This is a genomic window from Streptomyces sp. NPDC060205 (assembly GCF_042728395.1).
Lineage (GTDB): Bacteria > Actinomycetota > Actinomycetes > Streptomycetales > Streptomycetaceae > Streptomyces.
The window spans coordinates 1-17834 of the sequence record NZ_JBHWZP010000195.1 but is presented as its reverse complement, the minus strand read 5'-3'; the positions used below and the strand labels follow the sequence as shown (position 1 = coordinate 17834).

The 17834-nt window shown below is 71.1% G+C and carries 13 protein-coding genes; 11 read left to right on the top strand and 2 right to left on the bottom strand.

Annotated features, from left to right (window positions below; translation table 11 throughout):
- Positions 1-64 precede the first annotated feature (64 nt).
- The 8 genes from ACFWGJ_RS28645 to ACFWGJ_RS28610 all read left to right on the top strand — a co-directional run bounded on the left by ACFWGJ_RS28645 (position 65) and on the right by ACFWGJ_RS28610 (position 12096).
- Complete coding sequence (locus ACFWGJ_RS28645; protein ID WP_387330231.1) at positions 65-934, top strand: TatD family hydrolase; 870 nt, start codon at positions 65-67, stop codon at positions 932-934.
- A 180-nt stretch (positions 935-1114) separates the two neighbouring features.
- Positions 1115-2656 (top strand): ubiquitin-like domain-containing protein, encoded by a 1542-nt coding sequence (locus ACFWGJ_RS28640; protein WP_387330229.1) that lies wholly within the window; start codon positions 1115-1117, stop codon positions 2654-2656.
- 346 nt (positions 2657-3002) lie between these two features.
- Positions 3003-3872 carry a 16S rRNA (adenine(1518)-N(6)/adenine(1519)-N(6))-dimethyltransferase RsmA gene (gene rsmA, locus ACFWGJ_RS28635; RefSeq protein WP_387330226.1) on the top strand — a complete coding sequence of 290 codons (870 nt, stop codon included), beginning with the start codon at positions 3003-3005 and terminating at the stop codon, positions 3870-3872.
- On the top strand, positions 3869-4798 hold the full coding sequence (locus ACFWGJ_RS28630) for a 4-(cytidine 5'-diphospho)-2-C-methyl-D-erythritol kinase (protein WP_387330223.1): 930 nt from the start codon (positions 3869-3871) through the stop codon (positions 4796-4798). The genes rsmA and ACFWGJ_RS28630 overlap by 4 nt, the downstream gene beginning before the upstream one ends.
- A gap of 275 nt (positions 4799-5073) precedes the next feature.
- Positions 5074-6882 (top strand): ABC-F family ATP-binding cassette domain-containing protein, encoded by a 1809-nt coding sequence (locus ACFWGJ_RS28625; RefSeq protein ID WP_387330220.1) that lies wholly within the window; start codon positions 5074-5076, stop codon positions 6880-6882.
- 212 nt (positions 6883-7094) lie between these two features.
- Entirely contained in the window at positions 7095-8954 is a 1860-nt protein-coding gene (locus ACFWGJ_RS28620) for a PQQ-binding-like beta-propeller repeat protein (RefSeq protein ID WP_387330217.1), read from the top strand.
- A gap of 124 nt (positions 8955-9078) precedes the next feature.
- On the top strand, positions 9079-10959 hold the full coding sequence (locus ACFWGJ_RS28615) for a PQQ-binding-like beta-propeller repeat protein (protein WP_387330214.1): 1881 nt from the start codon (positions 9079-9081) through the stop codon (positions 10957-10959).
- Between the two features lie 432 nt (positions 10960-11391).
- Entirely contained in the window at positions 11392-12096 is a 705-nt protein-coding gene (locus ACFWGJ_RS28610; RefSeq protein ID WP_387330211.1) for a LuxR C-terminal-related transcriptional regulator, read from the top strand.
- A 168-nt stretch (positions 12097-12264) separates the two neighbouring features.
- Here ACFWGJ_RS28610 and ACFWGJ_RS28605 read toward each other — a convergent pair whose 3' ends face one another.
- Entirely contained in the window at positions 12265-12579 is a 315-nt protein-coding gene (locus ACFWGJ_RS28605; protein WP_387330208.1) for a hypothetical protein, read from the bottom strand.
- Positions 12580-12600: 21 nt separating this feature from the next.
- Positions 12601-14292: a sodium:solute symporter family protein gene (locus ACFWGJ_RS28600; RefSeq protein WP_387330205.1), complete on the bottom strand. Its 1692-nt coding sequence runs from the start codon at positions 14290-14292 to the stop codon at positions 12601-12603.
- Between the two features lie 123 nt (positions 14293-14415).
- Here ACFWGJ_RS28600 and galT point away from each other — a divergent pair, with 123 nt between their 5' ends.
- The 3 genes from galT to galK are packed head-to-tail and all read left to right on the top strand — an operon-like array spanning position 14416 to position 17611.
- The gene (gene galT, locus ACFWGJ_RS28595) at positions 14416-15477 is read left to right on the top strand and encodes a galactose-1-phosphate uridylyltransferase (protein WP_387330202.1); all 1062 of its coding nucleotides are present in this window, start codon (positions 14416-14418) and stop codon (positions 15475-15477) included.
- Positions 15474-16448: a UDP-glucose 4-epimerase GalE gene (gene galE / locus ACFWGJ_RS28590; protein WP_387330199.1), complete on the top strand. Its 975-nt coding sequence runs from the start codon at positions 15474-15476 to the stop codon at positions 16446-16448. The genes galT and galE overlap by 4 nt, the downstream gene beginning before the upstream one ends.
- Positions 16448-17611, top strand: coding sequence for a galactokinase (gene galK / locus ACFWGJ_RS28585; protein WP_387330196.1), 1164 nt, complete (start codon positions 16448-16450; stop codon positions 17609-17611). The genes galE and galK overlap by 1 nt, the downstream gene beginning before the upstream one ends.
- Positions 17612-17834 lie beyond the last annotated feature (223 nt).

Genomic DNA, 17834 nt, shown 5'->3' with positions numbered 1-17834 from the left:
GCTTCCCCGCGAGGAAGGGACCCGGCGTTCCGGTGCCGCGCGGCCCCCTTCGTAGGATCGGGGTATGCCTTCCCACGCCGAAGCCCCGCCGCTGCCGGACCCCCTGCGGGTACCGGTGGCCGACTCGCACACCCATCTCGACATGCAGTCCGGCACGGTCGAGGAGGGCCTCGCCAAGGCCGCGTCGGTCGGCGTGACGACGGTCGTGCAGGTGGGCTGCGATCTGAAGGGCTCGCGCTGGGCTGCCGAGACGGCCGCCGCCTACGACGCCGTCCACGCGACCGTCGCCCTCCACCCGAACGAGGCGCCGCGGATCGTGCACGGTGATCCCGACGGTTGGTCGCGGCAGGGTGCCCGCGTGGCCGGTGGCGAGGGCGCGCTGGACGAGGCGCTCGCCGAGATCGACCGGCTCGCCGCGCTTCCCCAGGTCAAGGGTGTCGGCGAGACCGGCCTCGACCACTTCCGCACCGGACCCGAGGGCATCGCCGCCCAGGAGAAGTCCTTCCGCGCGCACATCGAGATCGCCAAGCGGCACGGCAAGACCCTCGTCATCCACGACCGGGACGCCCACGCCGACGTGCTGCGGATCCTCAAGGAGGAGGGCGCGCCCGAGCGGACCGTCTTCCACTGCTACTCCGGGGACGCGGAGATGGCCGCGGTGTGCGCGCGCGCCGGCTACTACATGTCGTTCGCCGGGAACATGACCTTCAAGAACGCGCAGCCGCTGCGCGACGCCCTCGCCGTGGCACCGCTCGAACTCGTCCTCGTCGAGACCGACGCGCCCTTCCTGACCCCCGTCCCGTACCGCGGACGGCCCAACGCCCCCTATCTCATTCCGGTCACGGTCCGTGCCATGGCCGCCGTGCGGGGGCTCGACGAGGACGTGCTGGCGACGGCGCTCTCGGCGAACACGGCCCGCGCGTTCGATTACTGACCCATAACGGACAGCGGGCTCCCGGGGTCCGGCCCGGGACGCTTCGCGACACTGCGTGGTCGCGCTGCTTTGGAGAGTGACGGACGCTCCGCTAGGTTCTGTCCGCCCACCCGCCTCCCCGCGACCCGAAGGAGCCCCGCGGGCGTACCTCTCTCCACCGGTCTTCTGGAGCGTGCCGTCGTGAGCAGTCCGCAGTACGAGACGTATGGCCCGAGCGTGAACCCGACTCCGGCGCACGGGCACACCGGCCACGGCGGTCACGGCGATCCCGAGCCGTATGGCCACGGCCACGGCCAGGGCCACGGCCACGGACATCCGGACACGTATCGGCCCGCGTACGAGCACGAGCACGTGCCCGCCCCCGTGTACGGCAACAGGCACGGGCCCGTGTACGCGTACGAGCTTGAGCACGAGCCCGCGTACGGGCACGAGTACGGGCACGGATACGTGCACCCCGGCGAGGCCTGGTTCCCGGACGCGCCGACGCTTCCGCGGCAGGCGGTCCCTCTCGCCCCGACCGCCGAACTGACCACGGACCTGACCCCCGGCCCGGCCTCCGGACTCCTCGCCGGACCGGCCCGGCCCGGTGGCCGCGCCGAAGCCCGGCGGGCCGAGCGGCGCCGCAGGAGCGCGGAACGGCCCGACGTCCGCAAGCTGCTCCCGCAGGCGCTCGTCGTCGCCTTCCTCGCGGGCGGCACCTCCGCCTTCGTCGCCGACGACAAGGCGATCGAGCTGACCGTCGACGGCAAGCCCCGCACCCTGCACACCTTCGCCGACGACGTGGGCGAACTGCTCGCCGACGAAGGGGTCGAGGTGGGCGCCCACGACGTGGTGGCCCCCGCCCCCGGGGCCGCCCTGACCAGCGGGGCGGAGATCGCCGTGGAGTACGGGCGGCCCCTGCGGCTCACCCTGGACGGGCGGTCCAGCCACGTGTGGACGACCGCCCACACCGTGGACGAGGCACTGCGGGAACTCGGGGTGCGCGCGGAGGGCGCGTACGTGTCGGTGCCGCGCGCTCGGCAGATCGGGCGGGCGGGGCTCGCGCTCGACGTCCGCACCGAGCGGACCGTGACGGTCATGGCGGACGGACAGGCGCGGACGGTCCGCACGAACGCGGCGACCGTCCGCGAGACCGTGGCCGAGGCCGGGATCACGCTGCACGGCCAGGACACCACCTCCGTGCCGGGCGACAGCTTCCCGCGCGACGGGCAGACGGTGACGGTCATGCGGATCACCGGCACGAAGGAGGTCCGTGAGGAGCCGCTGCCCTTCGAGGTACGCCGGACCGATGATCCCGGGCTGTTCCGGGGCACCGAGGTCGTGGAGCAGGCGGGGCGGCCCGGGCTGCGGCGCGTCACGTACGCGCTGCGGACCGTCAACGGCGTCAAGCAGAAGCCGCGGCGGCTGCGGTCCGAGGTGGTGCGGGAGCCGCGGGCGCAGGTGGTGAAGGTGGGGACCAAGCCGCTTCCCACGTCCGTGCAGGGGGCCGACGGGCTGAACTGGCAGGGGCTCGCGCACTGTGAGTCCGGGGGGCGGCCGGGGGCGGTCGATCCGTCCGGGACGTACGGCGGGCTGTACCAGTTCGATACGCGGACCTGGCAGGCGCTGGGTGGGGCGGGGCGTCCGCAGGACGCTTCCGCGGCGGAGCAGACGTTTCGGGCGAAGAAGTTGTATGTGCGGCGGGGGGCTAGTCCCTGGCCGCACTGTGGTGGGCGTTTGTAGGGGTCGTCCCACCGGGGCTGCGCCCCTGGCCCCTTGGGGTTTTGTCTGCGGGTCCGGTGGGGGTTGGTCGCGCAGTTCCTCGCGCCCCTCGGGGCGGGGCTGCGCCCCTGGCCTCGTGGGGTTTTGTCTGCGGGTCCGGTGGGGGTTGGTCGCGCAGTTCCTCGCGCCCCTGAAGGACGGGGCTGCGCCCCTGTCCTTCAGCGCTCGGCTGAATGCGGCGCCGCGCCGCGTCTTTCTTCTTTCAGCCCGTCCGGCGATTGAGGACGAGCGCGTCAGCGCGACAGGGGGTGTGGGGGCGCAGCCCCCACGGACGGGAGCCGGCCGTGGTCACCCTTACCCTTGGGACGTGACCAGCCCCGCCTCCGACGCCCTTCTGGGTCCCGCCGACATCCGCGAACTCGCGGCAGCCCTCGGCGTGCGGCCCACCAAGCAGCGCGGTCAGAACTTCGTCATCGACGCCAACACCGTGCGGCGTATCGTCCGGACCGCCGGCGTCCGTCCCGAGGACGTGGTCGTCGAGGTCGGACCGGGCCTCGGGTCCCTGACCCTGGGACTCCTGGAGGCGGCCGACAGGGTCGTCGCCGTCGAGATCGACGACGCCCTCGCGGGCGCGCTGCCCGCCACGATCGCCGCCCGGATGCCGGAGCGCGCCGAGCGGTTCTCGCTCGTCCACGAGGACGCCATGCAGGTGTCCGAGCTGCCGGGCCCCGCCCCGACGGCCCTGGTCGCGAACCTCCCGTACAACGTCGCCGTGCCCGTGCTGCTGCACATGCTCGACACCTTCCCCAGCATCGAGCGCACGCTCGTGATGGTGCAGGCGGAGGTCGCCGACCGGCTGGCCGCGCCGCCCGGCTCGAAGGTCTACGGAGTGCCCTCCGTGAAGGCGAACTGGCACGCCGAGGTCAAACGGGCCGGATCGATCGGCCGCAACGTCTTCTGGCCCGCCCCGAACGTCGACAGCGGCCTCGTCTCGCTGGTCCGCCGTGCCGAGCCGGTGCAGACGACCGCCTCCCAGCGCGAGGTCTTCGCCGTCGTGGACGCCGCCTTCGCCCAGCGGCGCAAGACGCTGCGGGCCGCGCTGGCCGGCTGGGCCGGTTCGGCGCCGGCCGCCGAGGCCGCGCTGGTCGCCGCGGGCGTCTCGCCGCAGGCACGCGGCGAGTCCCTGACGGTGGAGGAGTTCGCACGGATCGCGGAGAACAAGGAGAACAAGCAGTGAGCGGGTCGGACGGCGTGACGGTGCGCGGGACGGGAAGCGTGACCGTACGGGTTCCCGCCAAGGTCAATGTGCAGCTGGCCGTGGGTGGCGCCCGGGCCGACGGGTTCCACGACCTCGCCAACGTGTTCCTCGCCGTCGGGCTGTACGACGAGGTGACGGTGACCCCCGCCGACACCCTCCGGATCACCTGCGAGGGGCCCGACGCGGCCCAGGTGCCCCTGGACCGTACGAACCTGGCGGCGCGGGCGGCGGAGAAACTGGCCGCGCGGTACGGGCTCCGGGCCGATGTGCACATCCACATCGCGAAGGACATCCCGGTCGCCGGCGGCATGGCGGGCGGTTCCGCCGACGGCGCGGGCGCGCTCGTCGCCTGCGACGCCCTCTGGGGTACGGGGGCCTCGCGGGAGGAGCTGCTGGAGATCTGCGCCGAGCTGGGCAGCGACGTGCCGTTCAGCCTGGTCGGCGGGGCCGCGCTCGGGACCGGGCGCGGGGAGAAGCTGCGGGTCCTGCCGGTCGGCGGGAGCTTCCACTGGGTGTTCGCCGTCGCCGACGGAGGGCTGTCGACGCCGGCGGTGTACGGCGAGTTCGACCGGCTCAACGACGGGGCCGTGGTGCCTGAACCGGTCGCCTCCGGGGTGCTGCTCGACGCGCTGGCCTCGGGGGACGTCCCGGCGCTGGCCGGGGCCCTGTCCAACGACCTGCAGCGTGCCGCGCTGTCCTTGCGGCCGTCGCTGGCCTCGACGCTGGCCGTCGGGGCCGAGGGTGGGGCGCTGGCCGCGATCGTGTCCGGGTCCGGGCCCACGACGGCGTTTCTTGTCGCCGACGCGGAGGGTGGGGCGAAGGTTGTTGACGCGCTGGTCGCGGCGGGGGTTTGTCGCGCTGCGCGCGTGGCTGTGGGGCCGGTGCGGGGGGCTGTTCTGGTGTGACCTGCACGGTCGGGTGTCGGGTGTCGGGTGCGGGTCTGTGGGGGCGGCCCCAAAAGATTGCGCAGTTCCCCGCGCCCCTAAGGCAAAAAGACTGCGCCGTTCCCCGCGCCCCTTAAAGGCACAAAGATTGCGCCGTTCCCCGCGCCCCTTGGGGCTGTGCCCCTAAAAGCGACAAGACTGCGCCGTTCCCCGCGGCCCCGTGGGGGCGCCCGGAAGGATCATCCTTGTGGGCGACTACCCTGGAAGGTCGATCGATCCCCCTTGTCAGGAGTGCGATGGCCGTCAATCTGGTCAATGTCGAGGCAGTCAGCAAGGTGTACGGAACCCGTGCGCTGCTCGACGGAGTCTCCCTCGGCGTGTCCGAAGGGGACCGGATCGGGGTGGTCGGCCGTAACGGTGATGGCAAGACCACGCTGATCCGCATGCTCGCGAAGCTGGAGGAGGCCGACTCCGGGCGCGTGACGCACTCGGGCGGTCTGCATGTCGGCGTGCTCACCCAGCACGACTCCCTGGACCCCGCGGCCACCGTGCGGCACGAGGTCATCCGGGACATGGCCGACCACGAGTGGGCGGGCAACGCCAAGATCAGGGACGTACTGACGGGCCTGTTCGGCGGGCTCGACCTGCCCGGCTTCCCGCAGGGCCTCGACACCGTGATCGGACCGCTGTCCGGCGGTGAGCGGCGGCGCATCGCGCTGGCCAAGCTACTCATCGACGAGCAGGACCTGATCATCCTCGACGAGCCCACCAACCACCTCGACGTGGAAGGCATCGCCTGGCTGGCGGGGCATCTGCGCGAGCGCCGGTCCGCGCTCGTCTGCGTCACCCACGACCGGTGGTTCCTGGACCAGGTCTGCACCCGTATGTGGGACGTGCAGAAGGGCGCCGTCTACGACTACGAGGGCGGCTACACCGACTACGTCTTCGCGCGCGCCGAGCGGGAGCGCATCGCCGCCACCGAGGAGGTCAAGCGGCAGAACCTGGTCCGCAAGGAGCTGGCCTGGCTGCGCCGGGGCGCCCCGGCCCGTACGTCCAAGCCGCGCTTCCGCGTCGAGGCCGCCAACGAGCTGATCGCGGACGTGCCGCCGCCCCGCGACAGCAGCGAGCTGATGAAGTTCGCCTCGTCCCGGCTCGGCAAGACGGTCTTCGAGCTGAAGGACGTCACCGTGCAGGCCGGGCCCAAGGTGCTCCTCAAGCATCTGACCTGGCAGCTCGGTCCGGGCGACCGGATCGGTCTGGTCGGCGTGAACGGCGCGGGCAAGACCTCCCTCCTGCGCGCCATGGCGGAGGCCGCCCGCTCCGACGGCGAGACGCAGCCCGCCGCGGGCCGGGTCGTCACCGGCCGGACCGTCAAGCTCGCCTACCTCTCCCAGGAGGTCGGCGAACTCGACCCGAACCTGCGGGTGCTGCAGGCCGTCCAGGCGGTCCGCGACCGCGTCGACCTCGGCAAGGGCCGTGAGATGACCGCGGGCCAGCTCTGCGAGACCTTCGGGTTCAACAAGGAGAAGCAGTGGACGCCCGTCGGCGACCTCAGCGGCGGTGAGCGCCGCCGGCTGCAGATCCTGCGGCTGCTGATGGACGAGCCGAACGTCCTCTTCCTCGACGAGCCGACGAACGACCTCGACATCGAGACCCTCACCCAGCTGGAGGACCTCCTCGACGGCTGGCCGGGCTCCCTGATCGTGATCTCCCACGACCGGTTCTTCATCGAGCGCACGACGGACCGGGTGTTCGCGCTCCTCGGCGACGCGACCCTGCGGATGCTGCCGCGCGGTATCGACGAGTACCTGGAGCGGCGTCACAAGATGGAGGAGGCCGCCGCGGCCTCGGCCCCGGCCGCGGACAAGGGGGCTTCGCCCACCGCGGTATCGGCCAAGGAGGACCGCGCCGCGAAGAAGGAACTCCAGAGGATCGAGCGGCAGCTGGACAAGATCTCCGAGAAGGAGAGCAAGCTGCACACGCAAATCGCTGATAACGCCACGGACTTCGGGAAAGTGGCGAAACTGGACAGCGAGCTGCGTGAACTGGCCACCGAGCGCGAGGAGTTGGAAATGCGCTGGCTGGAGCTCGCCGACGACGCGTGAAGAGCGCGTGAACAAGCGTAACGAGGGCATCACGGGCCGGTTCTCCCTTGGAAACAGGGCAGAACCGGCCCGGTGTTCGAGCGCTCCAGGGTGATAGAAAGAGCCGTCTGAGAACACTCTCAGGCCCTATGACAACCACTGTGAGTGCATCGCCTGCTGCGGTGCGTACTGCAGGGCATGGCTAAAAATCAGTGAAGAGGGGGAACGCGCTGATGACTCAGCCGCCTGAAAAGCCGTCGCAGCAGGGCGGGTTCGGAGCGCCGCAGGATCCGCCGCCGCAGGGCGGCTTCGGACCTCCGCAGGACCCGCGGGGCGCCACACCGCCACCGCCCGCCCAGCCGCCGGCGGCCCCGCCGCCCCCGCAGGGCGCACCGCAGACCCCGCCGCCTCCGCAGGGCGCGCCGGGCACCCCGCCGCCCGCACCCGGTTACGGCTACCCGCAGCAGCCCGGCCCGTACGGGCAGCCCCAGCAGCCCGGCCCGTACGGCTATCCGCAGCAGCCGGGCCCGTACGGCCAGCCCGGTCCCTACGGACAGCCGCAGCAGCCGGGGCCCTACGGCCAGCAGCAGCCCGGATACGGCTACCCGACGCAGCCGCAGTTCCCGGGCGGGCCCGGCACCCCGCCCGGCGGTGGCTCGCGCAGCCCCTTCAAGGGGAAGCCCGCCGTGATCATCGGGGCCGCGCTGGCCGCGGTGCTCGTCATCGGAGGCACCGTGCTGGTCGTCGCCGGCGGTGACGACGACGGCGGCAAGAAGAAGCCCGTCGCCGACAAGAGCCAGGACGCCAAGCCCTCCGGGTCCGACGCGCCCATCAACCCCGGTGACGGCGAGGGCGACGGCAACGCCGGCTCCGAGGACCTCAACGAGGGCCGCCAGGCCGGTGAGTCGAAGGTGCTCTGGTACAAGGAGGCGCCCGACGCGCCCGGTGCCGGCGCCGACGCCCCCGGTATGTGGATCACGGACGAGGTCGCCGTGAAGGCCGCGTACAAGCAGCTCTTCGCCTACGACGTCGCCGACGGCAAGGTCAGCTGGCCCGCGATCACGTTCCCGCAGGCGATCTGTGCCGCGTCCGCCCAGAAGACGTCCGACGACAAGGTCTTCGTGGCGTACAAGGAGGGCACCAAGTCCTCCGCCGAGTGCAATCAGGTCGTGGAGATCGACCTCGCCACCGGCAAGAAGGGGTGGACGCAGAAGATCCCGAAGGGTGACCTGTTCGACAGCTCCCTGAGCCTCAGCCTGAACATCTCCGGGGACACGCTGCTGGTCGGCCGTTCCATGTCCGGCGTCGGCTACGACACCGGCAGCGGCAAGAAGCTCTTCGACAAGAAGAAGTACGACAACGCCTGCTTCCCGTCGGCGTTCGCGGGCGGCGCCAAGCTGCTCTCCGTCGCCTCCTGCGGCGCGGGCGGCGACGACGAGCACGACGAGGTGCAGGAGCTCGACCCGGCGACCGGCAAGGCCAAGTGGACCAAGAAGATCCCCAAGGGCTGGCGTGTGGAGCGCGCGTACTCCGTCGACCCCGTGGTCCTCTACCTCACCAACGCGGATAAGAAGCAGTGGAACGTCACCACGCTGAAGAACGACGGCACGGCCCGTTCGCAGGTCGACGTCGACGAGTCGTTCGCGCCGGAGTGCGGCTGGGCGATCCTCTCGCGTGACCTCCAGGGCTGCGAGGGTGTGGCGGCCGACGCCAACACCCTCTATCTGCCGACCGAGGCGAAGAGCGGCGCCAACGAGATCGTCGCGATCAGCCTGGAGAGCGGCAAAGAGAAGTGGCGGGTCAAGTCGCCGGTGGACGATTCGATGGTGCCCCTGAAGATGGACGGCACGGACCTCGTCGCGTACGTGGGGCCCTCGTACGACGCGGGCGGCCGGATCGTCTCGATCCCGACCGGCGGCGGTGCGCACACCCCGAAGACGCTGCTGCAGAACCCGCAGGGCGCGGCGGACGTGGAGAACGGTTTCTTCTCCAAGGCCGTCGACTGGGTGGACGGGCGCTTCTACCTTTCCACCACCCGGCTGACCGGCAACGACGAGTCGAAGGAGAAGCTGATGCTGGCCTACGGCAAGTGACCTGGCCGGTTCCCGCTTCCGCCCTTCGCGCCCGCCGCACGCACGCCGGTCCCACCCGCGTCCCGCGCGTCTTTCGCGCCTCGCTCGTCCCTTCCGTCCCCTTCGCACCCGAGGTACACACGTCATGAGCCAGCCGCCGCCCCCGCCGCCGAACCAGCCGCCCCAGGGTGGCGGTTTCGGCGCCCCGCAGGACCCGCCCCCGGGCGGGTTCGGTCCGCCCACGCCGCCCGCCGGGCCCTCGCAGCAGCCGCAGCCGGGTTACGGCTACCCGCAGGCGCCGCCGCCCCAGGCACCCCAGACCCCTCCGCCCACGCCGCCCCCGGCCGCGCCGCCCGCCGCACCGCAGGGCCCGCCGCAGCAGCCGTACGGCTACCCGCAGGGACCCGCGCAGCCGCCGACCGTGCCCGGTTACGGCTACCCGGGCCAGCAGCCGCCGCAGGGGTACGGCTACCCGGGCCAGCAGCCGCCGCAGGGGTACGGCTACCCGGGGCAGCAGCCCCAGTACGGCTATCCGCAGCCCCACACCATGCCGATGCAGCCGCAGGCCCCCAAGGGCGGCAAGAAGTTCGGCGCCCAGGCGGCGATCATCGTCGCGGCCGTGGTGGCGATCGGACTGATCGTCGGCGGCGGTGTCTGGTACGCGAGTTCGTCCGGCAAGGACGACAAGGACACCTCCGCCGGACCCGGCGGCACCGAGGGCAAGGGCGGCGACAACGGCGGCGACGGCACCGGTGGCGGCGGTGGCGGCGGCTCGGAGAAGGTGCCGTCCAGCACCAGCGCGAAGGTCCTCTTCCAGCTGCCCGCGCCCGAGGTCCCCAAGAAGGAGGTCTGGAGCGTGGAGGGCTCCTGGCTGACGGACAAGGTGTACGCCAAGGCGGGCGTGCGCAAGGTCGTCGGCCACGACCCGGACACCGGCAAGGAGACCTGGACCCTGCCCCTGACCGGTCTGACCTGCGCGGGCTCGCCCGAGGTGACCAAGGACGGCGTCGCCGTGGTGGTCGCGGAGGACGCCCCGCGCACCAAGGCCGACCCGTACCCCTCGTGCACCGAGGTCACGGCCTTCGACGTGAACACCGGCAAAGCACTCTGGACGAAGTCCGTGGCCCCGGGCGGCGGTGAGAAGGCCGCCTTCAAGGAGGCCAGCATCTCCGGCACCACGGTCGCGGTGGGCTCCGGCCTCGACGGCGGCGCCGCCTTCGACATCACCGACGGCAAGGTCCTGTGGCAGCCGAAGGTCAGCTCGTGCGAGGACGTCGGCTACGCGGGCGGCGAGCAACTGGTCGCGGTCCGCAAGTGCGGCGACTACGGCAACGAGAAGTACGAGGTCCAGCGGCTCGACCCGAAGACGGGCACCGTCAAGTGGAGCTACAAGCTCCCCTCGGGCATCGACAACGCCAAGGTCATCTCCACCAAGCCGGTCGTCTTCGGCGTGGACTCCGGTGAGATCACCGCGTCCGGCGCGACCGACATCTTCTCGCTGGACGACAGCGGCAAGCTGCGTACGAAGATCACGCTGGAGGACGGCAAGTACGAGCACGACTGCGGTGTGAACAAGGTCCACAACTGCAAGGCGATCGCGGTCGGCAACGACAAGCTGTACGTGCCGACCAAGCAGCACGAGGGCAACGAGAAGTACAGCCGGGTCAACGAGATCGTGTCCTTCTCGCTGGCCACCGGCAAGTCCACGAGCGACCGGGCCGACGCCGGTGACGGCTACGAGATCTGGCCGGTCCGGATGGACGGCACCGACATCATCGCGTACAAGAACGGCCCCTACGACAAGGGTTCCCAGGTCGTCTCCATCGACGGTTCGTCCTTCAAGGAGACCAAGCTCCTGGAGACCCCTGCCACCGACCAGGTCCGCAGCGCGATCAGCGGGATGGTGCCCAAGTCGTCGGAGATGCTGTACACGGCCGGCCGGCTCTTCATGGCCGAGGACCTGGTCAGCGCGCCGTACTCCAAGGACGAGAAGGACTACACGGCGATCGGGTTCGGCGCCGAGTAGCCCACGCGGCGTCCCCCTCGCGGTCCGTGGAACGCCCCTGTCGCCCGCTTCCGGGCGGCGGGGGCGTTGCGCTGTGCTGCCGAAAGGGCCGCGGGACGGCCGGGAAATGGTCCAAGGGCGATACAGGGCGGTCAAACAGTGATCCGGGTCAGGCTTGTTCGCTGCGGAGTGTGGCAAGTTGCCCCTCCGTACTCGACGGAGACCCATGATCAAAGGAGACTTCCGGGTGTATACCCGTGTGTTGGTGCGGGGAGGTTGTCTCCCGCGTGCCGTTCCACGAATGAGATGAATCCTGACATCACGGGGCACTTCCCTTCACTGGGGGAAGCGCAACGTCGAACAAGCGTGTAGCTTCCGGGGGATGGAGAGCCGGGGGGCTCCTATCCATGGGGTACCAGTAGGGATCCTGGGGGGACTGGGGGGTTGGGCTCGATGGGAGTGCGGCTCATGGTGGTCGACGACCACCGACTGCTCGCCGAGGCGCTCGCCTCGGCCTTGAAACTGCGCGGGCACCGCGTGCTGGCCGCGGCCGCGCCCGCCGCCGGAGCGGCGGAGCTGGTGATCACCAGGGCGCCGGAGGTGTGCCTGATCGGCACGGCCACGCCCGCCGAACCGGGCATCTTCGACCCGGTGGTGAAGATCAAGCGGGAGCGGCCGCAGGTCGCGGTGCTGGTCCTCGGGCCGGTGCCCAACCCGCGCGGCATCGCCGCCGCGTTCGCCGCCGGTGCCTCCGGTTACGTACGGCACGACGAGCGCATAGAGGGTGTCGAGCGCGCCATCATGAAGGCACGCGCGGGGGAGGCGGCGGTGGCGCCGCAGCTCCTCCAGGGCGCCTTCAGCGAGCTGCTCAACCCGGCCGCGCAGCCCGACGACGAGGGGCAGCGGCTGCTCCAGATGCTGACGCCCCGCGAGGTGGAGGTGCTGGTGCGGGTGGCCGACGGCGAGGACACCCGGCTCATCGCGGCCGGCATGGGCATAGCGCCGAGCACCGCCCGCACGCACGTCCAGCGGGTCCTGATGAAGCTGGGCGTGGGCTCCCGCCTGGAGGCCGCCGCCCTGGCGGCCCGCACGGGCCTGCTGGACCGCGCGGGCCCACTGACCCACCACTCACCGGCGGGCCGGACCCCGGAACTCTGAGCCCCAGGCGGGGCCGTTCCCCGCAAGGGGCGCGGGGAACGGCGCGCCCAGCCCCCACCGGCCCGCAGCCAGCGAGCGCTTTTAGGGGCGCGGGGAACGGCGCGACCAGCCCCCACCGGCCCGCAGTGAACGAACCCCCGGAGGGGGGTGGCTCGGGTCCGTCGCCCGTCACACCCGCGGGGGCGACCCCGCAGAGGACTCGTCCGGCACAGGCGCAGCCGAAGGCCGCAGCCACAGCCAGGCCAGGAAGAACAGGCCCAGGGCCAGCATGCCCAGGCCCGTCCAGAGGTTGATGTTCACCCCCTCCGCCTTGTCGATGTCGGCGTCGGACGCGGTGATCCCGGCGATCGTCACGATGATCCCGTAGACCACGAAGAGGCCGCCGATGATGCGGCGGATGTCGAAGAGCCGGGCCGCGGTGGCCGACTTCCCCTGCAGTTCGGTGACTTCGCGCTGGAGGTCACGCTCGGAGTGCTCGCTCATGGGCTGTCGGTCCTTCGGTGATCAGAACGAGAACGGGATGTAGCAGACGGCGGCCAGCACGACGGCGCCCCAGCCGAGCAGCGCCGGCCTCCGGTACCAGGCGTCGTCGCCCGAGCCCGCCGGCTCCTCCATGCCGGGGGACCTGGTGCCGTACACCAGCCCCCGCAGTTCTGCCTCCGGCTTCGGCGCGGTGAACAGGGAGACGGCGAACATCACGACCGCGCCCGCCACGAACCCGGCGATGGCGGAGACGAAGTTGGCGCCCTGGTCGGAGGGGATGCTGATGATGTCCTGCTTGTAGAGGACGAAGTAGTTGACCATCGCGGCCGTGGTGCCCGCGAGCAGCCCCCAGAAGCCGGACTTCATGGACGCGCGCTTCCAGAACATGCCGACGATGAAGACGACGAACATCGGCACGTTGAAGAAGGAGAACAGCGTCTGGAGGTAGCTCATGATGTTCGAGAAGGACGAGGCGAGGAACGCCGTGCCGATCGACGCCAGCACCCCGGCCACCGTGATGAGACGGCCGAAGCGCACGTAGTACGCGTCCTCCTCGTCCCGTCTCACGTACGTGCCCCAGATGTCGTTCGTGAAGACGGTGTTGAAGGACGAGATGTTGGCCGCCATGCCCGCCATGAACGCCGCCAGCAGACCCGTCACCGCGATACCGAGGACGCCGTTCGGGAGCAGGTCCTCCATCAGGTACGGGATCGCGTCGTTGTACTGGAGATCGGAGCCGGAGGTACCGATCTTCGGTACGAGCACGGCCGCGACCAGCCCCGGGATCATCACCAGGAACACGATGAAGATCTTCGGGAACGCGGCGATGAGCGGGGTGCGCTGCGCCGCGGAGAGGTTCTTCGCGGACAGGGCGCGCTGCACCTCGGCGAAGTTGGTCGTCCAGTAGCCGAAGGACAGCACGAAGCCGAGGCCGAGCACGATGGTCAGCCAGTTCGCGCCGAGCGGGTTGTCGCTGCCGATGCCGGTGCCGCCCCACGCGGTGGTGAAGTCGCTGCCGTGGCTCGCCGTCAGGGAGTCGGTCAGACCGTCCCAGCCGCCGACCTTCTTCAGGCCGAGCACCGTGAGCGGGATGAGCGCGGCGAGGATGACGAAGAACTGCAGCACCTCGTTGTAGATCGCCGACGACAGACCGCCGAGGGTGATGTACGCGAGCACGAAGGCGCCCGCGACGACGATCGACACCCACTCCGGCCAGCCGAGCAGCGCCTCGACGACGATGGCGAGCGCGTAGAGGTTCACGCCCGCGATGAGGACCGCGGCGAACGCGAACAGCACGGAGCTGAGCAGATGCGCGCCCCGGTCGAAGCGCAGCAGCAGGAACTCGGGGACGGACCTGACCTTGGAGCCGTAGTAGAAGGGCATCATCACCAGGCCCAGGAAGACCATGGCGGGGATGGCACCGATCCAGTACCAGTGCACGGTGTAGACGCCGTACTGGGCGCTGTTGGCGGCCATCCCCAGGATCTCGGTCGCGCCGAGGTTGGCCGCGACGAAGGCCAGGCCGGTCACCCAGGCGGGCAGTGAGCGCCCGGAGAGGAAGAAGTCGAGGCTGGTCTTCACCGAGCGGCGGGCGGCGAAGCCGATGCCGAGCACGACGGCGAAGTAGATCGCCAGGATCGTGTAGTCGAGCCAGTTGGTCGGGAGCCGCAGCTCCGCGGCCAGGCAGGCAGCCAGGTAGGTGGGGGTCTGCATCCTGCTCTCACTTCAGCTTGGTGTTCTTTGTTCGGTTGTGATGCTGACGCGCGTGGTGATTTGTGGTTTGATGTGTTTGATTCTGTTTATTGGTTTGATCGGGTTAGGGATGGGGAGTCCGGCGTGAAGAAGACCTCGACCCGGCTGGCCGACGGTCGTGAGCTCATCTACTACGACTCGCGCGACGACACCGTGCGCGACGCGGTGGACCGGCGCCCGCTCGACCGGACGGTCACCACTTCGGAGGTACGGCGCGACCCGCTGCTCGGTGACGCGGTGGCCATCGCCTCGCACCGCCAGGGCCGCATCTACCACCCGCCGGCCGACGAGTGCCCGCTGTGCCCGTCCGAGGGCGACCGGCTCAGCGAGATCCCGGACTCGTCGTACGACGTCGCGGTGTTCGAGAACCGCTTCCCGTCGCTGGCCGGGGACTCCGGGCGGTGCGAGGTCGTCTGCTTCACCTCGAACCACGACGCGTCCTTCGCCGATCTGACCGACGAGCAGGCGGCCCTGGTCCTGGAGGCGTGGACCGACCGCACGGCGGAGCTGTCGCATCTGCCCGCCGTGGAGCAGGTGTTCTGCTTCGAGAACCGCGGCGCCGAGATCGGCGTCACGCTCGGACACCCGCACGGGCAGATCTACGCGTACCCCTTCACGACCCCCCGCACGGCCCTGATGCTGCGCTCGCTCGCGGCGCACAAGGAGGCGACCGGCGGGGAGAACCTCTTCGACGCCGTGCTGGAGCGGGAGCTCGCCGGCGAGCGGGTCGTCCTGGAGACCGAGCACTGGGTGGCCTTCGTGCCGTTCTCGGCGCACTGGCCCTACGAGGTGCACCTGTATCCGCGCCGCCGCGTGCCCGACCTGCTGGGCCTGGACGAGGACGCGCGCACAGAGTTCCCCCAGGTCTATCTGGAACTGTTGAGGCGCTTCGACCGGATCTTCGGCGAAGGTGAGCCTCCGACGCCGTACATCTCGGCCTGGCACCAGGCGCCGTTCGGCACGCTGGAGGAGTTCGACGGCGTGGTGCGTGAGGACTTCGCGCTCCACCTTGAGCTTTTCACCATCCGCCGCACTTCCGGCAAGCTGAAGTTCCTCGCGGGTTCCGAGTCCGGCATGAACGTGTTCATCAACGACGTGCCGCCGGAGACCGCGGCCCAGCGACTGCGAGAGGTAGCGAGTTCATGAGTGGGAAGTACCTGGTCACCGGCGGTGCGGGCTATGTGGGAAGCGTGGTCGCGCAGCACCTGCTGGAGGCGGGCCACGAGGTGACCGTCCTCGACAACCTCTCCACCGGCTTCCGCGCGGGCGTCCCGGCCGGCGCCGCCTTCATCGAGGGCGACATCCGCGACGCCGCGAAGTGGCTGGACCCCTCGTACGACGCCGTGCTGCACTTCGCCGCGTTCTCGCAGGTCGGCGAGTCGGTCGTGAAGCCCGAGAAGTACTGGGACAACAACGTCGGCGGCACGATGGCCCTGCTCGGCGCGATGCGCGAGAAGGGCGTGCGCACACTGGTCTTCTCCTCCACGGCGGCGACGTACGGCGAACCGGAGACCACCCCGATCACCGAGTCCGCGCCGACGCTCCCCACCAACCCCTACGGCGCCTCCAAGCTCGCCGTCGACCACATGATCACGGGCGAGGCGGCCGCGCACGGACTGGCCGCCGTCTCGCTGCGCTACTTCAACGTGGCGGGCGCGTACGGCAGCAGCGGTGAGCGGCACGACCCCGAGTCGCACCTCATCCCGCTCGTCCTCCAGGTCGCCCAGGGCCGCCGCGACGCCATCTCCGTCTACGGCGACGACTACCCGACGCCCGACGGCACCTGCGTCCGCGACTACATCCACGTCGCCGACCTCGCCGAGGCCCACCTGCTGGCGGTCGCCGCCGCACAGCCGGGCGAGCACCTGATCTGCAACCTCGGCAACGGCAACGGCTTCTCGGTCCGCGAGGTCATCGAGACCGTCCGCAAGGTGACCGGACACCCGATCCCCGAGGTCGCGGCCCCCCGCCGGGCCGGCGACCCGGCGGTCCTCGTCGCCTCGGCCGCCACGGCCCGCGACCGGCTCGGCTGGAACCCGTCCCGCGCGGATCTCGCGGGAATCGTCGCGGACGCGTGGGAGTTCGCGCAGAACAACGCGAAGGCGGAGGGGCACTAGTGGGGACGCAGGAAGCGGTTCAGCAGGTCCGCGGCGGTTTCGAGACGCTGTACGGGACGCCTCCCGAGGGGATCTGGGCGGCACCCGGTCGGGTCAACCTGATCGGTGAGTACACCGACTTCAACGAGGGCTTCGTCATGCCCCTCGCACTGCCGCACACCGCGGTGGCCGCGGTCTCGCGCCGCGACGACGGAGTGCTGCGCATCCACTCGGCCGACATCGAGGGCCCGGTCGTCGAACTGCACGTCGACGGCCTCGCCCCGCTGACGAACACCAGCTGGGCGGCGTACCCCGCCGGGGTCGTGTGGGTCCTGCGCGAGGCAGGGCACGCCGTCACCGGCGCGGACATCCACCTCGCCTCGACGGTCCCGACGGGCGCGGGCCTGTCCTCCTCGGCGGCGCTTGAGGTGGTCATTGCCCTGGCCCTGAACGACCTGTACGAACTCGGCCTCACCGGGCCCGAGCTGGCCCGCGTCGCCCAGCGCGCCGAGAACGACTTCGTGGGCGTGCCCTGCGGGGTCATGGACCAGACGGCGTCCGCCTGCTGCACGCAGGGCAACGCCCTCCACCTCGACTGCCGCGACCTGTCGATCCGCCAGGTCCCCTTCGACCTCCCGGCCCACGGGCTCCAGCTCCTCGTCGTCGACAGCCGCGTCAAGCACGCGTTGGGCGACGGGGCGTACGCGGAGCGGCGGGAGGGCTGCGAGGAGGGTGCGCGGCAGTTGGGCGTGCCGTTCCTGCGGGACCTCGCGTACGAGGACCTCGACGCGGCGCTCGCCCGGCTCTCGGACGAGCGGGTGCGGCGGTACGTGCGTCACGTCGTCTCGGACGACCACCGGGTGGAGGAGGTCATCGCGCTCCTCGACGCGGGGGACATCCGGGGCATCGGGCCCGTCCTGACGGCCGGTCACGCGTCGCTGCGCGACGACCTCCGCATCTCCTGCCCGGAGCTGGACCTCGCCGTCGCGACGGCGAACCAGGCCGGGGCGCTGGGGGCGCGGATGACGGGCGGCGGCTTCGGCGGCTCGGCCGTCGTCCTGGTCGAGGCGGCGGACGCGGACACGGTCACGAAGGCGGTGGAGGAGGCGTTCGCTGCGGCCGGGTACACGGCGCCGCGGGTGTTTCCGGCGGTGCCGTCGGAGGGGGCGCGGCGGGTGGGCTGACGGGGTTTGTTCCGCCCCCGCCGCCCCTACCCTTCCCGTCCCTGCATGGGGGCTGCGCCCCCTCGCCCCCGTTGTCCTCAAACGCCGGACGGGCTGAAAGATATCCGTCGGTCCGGCAACACTTCAGCCCCTCCGGCGTTTGAGGAGCGGGGGTTCGGGGGCTGGCCCCCGAGTCGTTGTCGGGAACGGGTAGGGGCGGCGGGGGCGAGGAAACCCCCCCGCG

What these genes read in the sequence shown, in the direction of transcription:
- ACFWGJ_RS28645 (WP_387330231.1), top strand. Translation starts at nt 65, where the DNA reads ATGCCTTCCCACGCCGAAGCCCCGCCGCTGCCGGACCCCCTGCGGGTA.
- ACFWGJ_RS28625 (WP_387330220.1), top strand. Translation starts at nt 5,074, where the DNA reads ATGGCCGTCAATCTGGTCAATGTCGAGGCAGTCAGCAAGGTGTACGGA.
- ACFWGJ_RS28620 (WP_387330217.1), top strand. Translation starts at nt 7,095, where the DNA reads ATGACTCAGCCGCCTGAAAAGCCGTCGCAGCAGGGCGGGTTCGGAGCG.
- ACFWGJ_RS28615 (WP_387330214.1), top strand. Translation starts at nt 9,079, where the DNA reads ATGAGCCAGCCGCCGCCCCCGCCGCCGAACCAGCCGCCCCAGGGTGGC.
- ACFWGJ_RS28610 (WP_387330211.1), top strand. Translation starts at nt 11,392, where the DNA reads ATGGGAGTGCGGCTCATGGTGGTCGACGACCACCGACTGCTCGCCGAG.
- ACFWGJ_RS28605 (WP_387330208.1), bottom strand. Translation starts at nt 12,579, where the DNA reads ATGAGCGAGCACTCCGAGCGTGACCTCCAGCGCGAAGTCACCGAACTG.
- ACFWGJ_RS28600 (WP_387330205.1), bottom strand. Translation starts at nt 14,292, where the DNA reads ATGCAGACCCCCACCTACCTGGCTGCCTGCCTGGCCGCGGAGCTGCGG.
- galE (WP_387330199.1), top strand. Translation starts at nt 15,474, where the DNA reads ATGAGTGGGAAGTACCTGGTCACCGGCGGTGCGGGCTATGTGGGAAGC.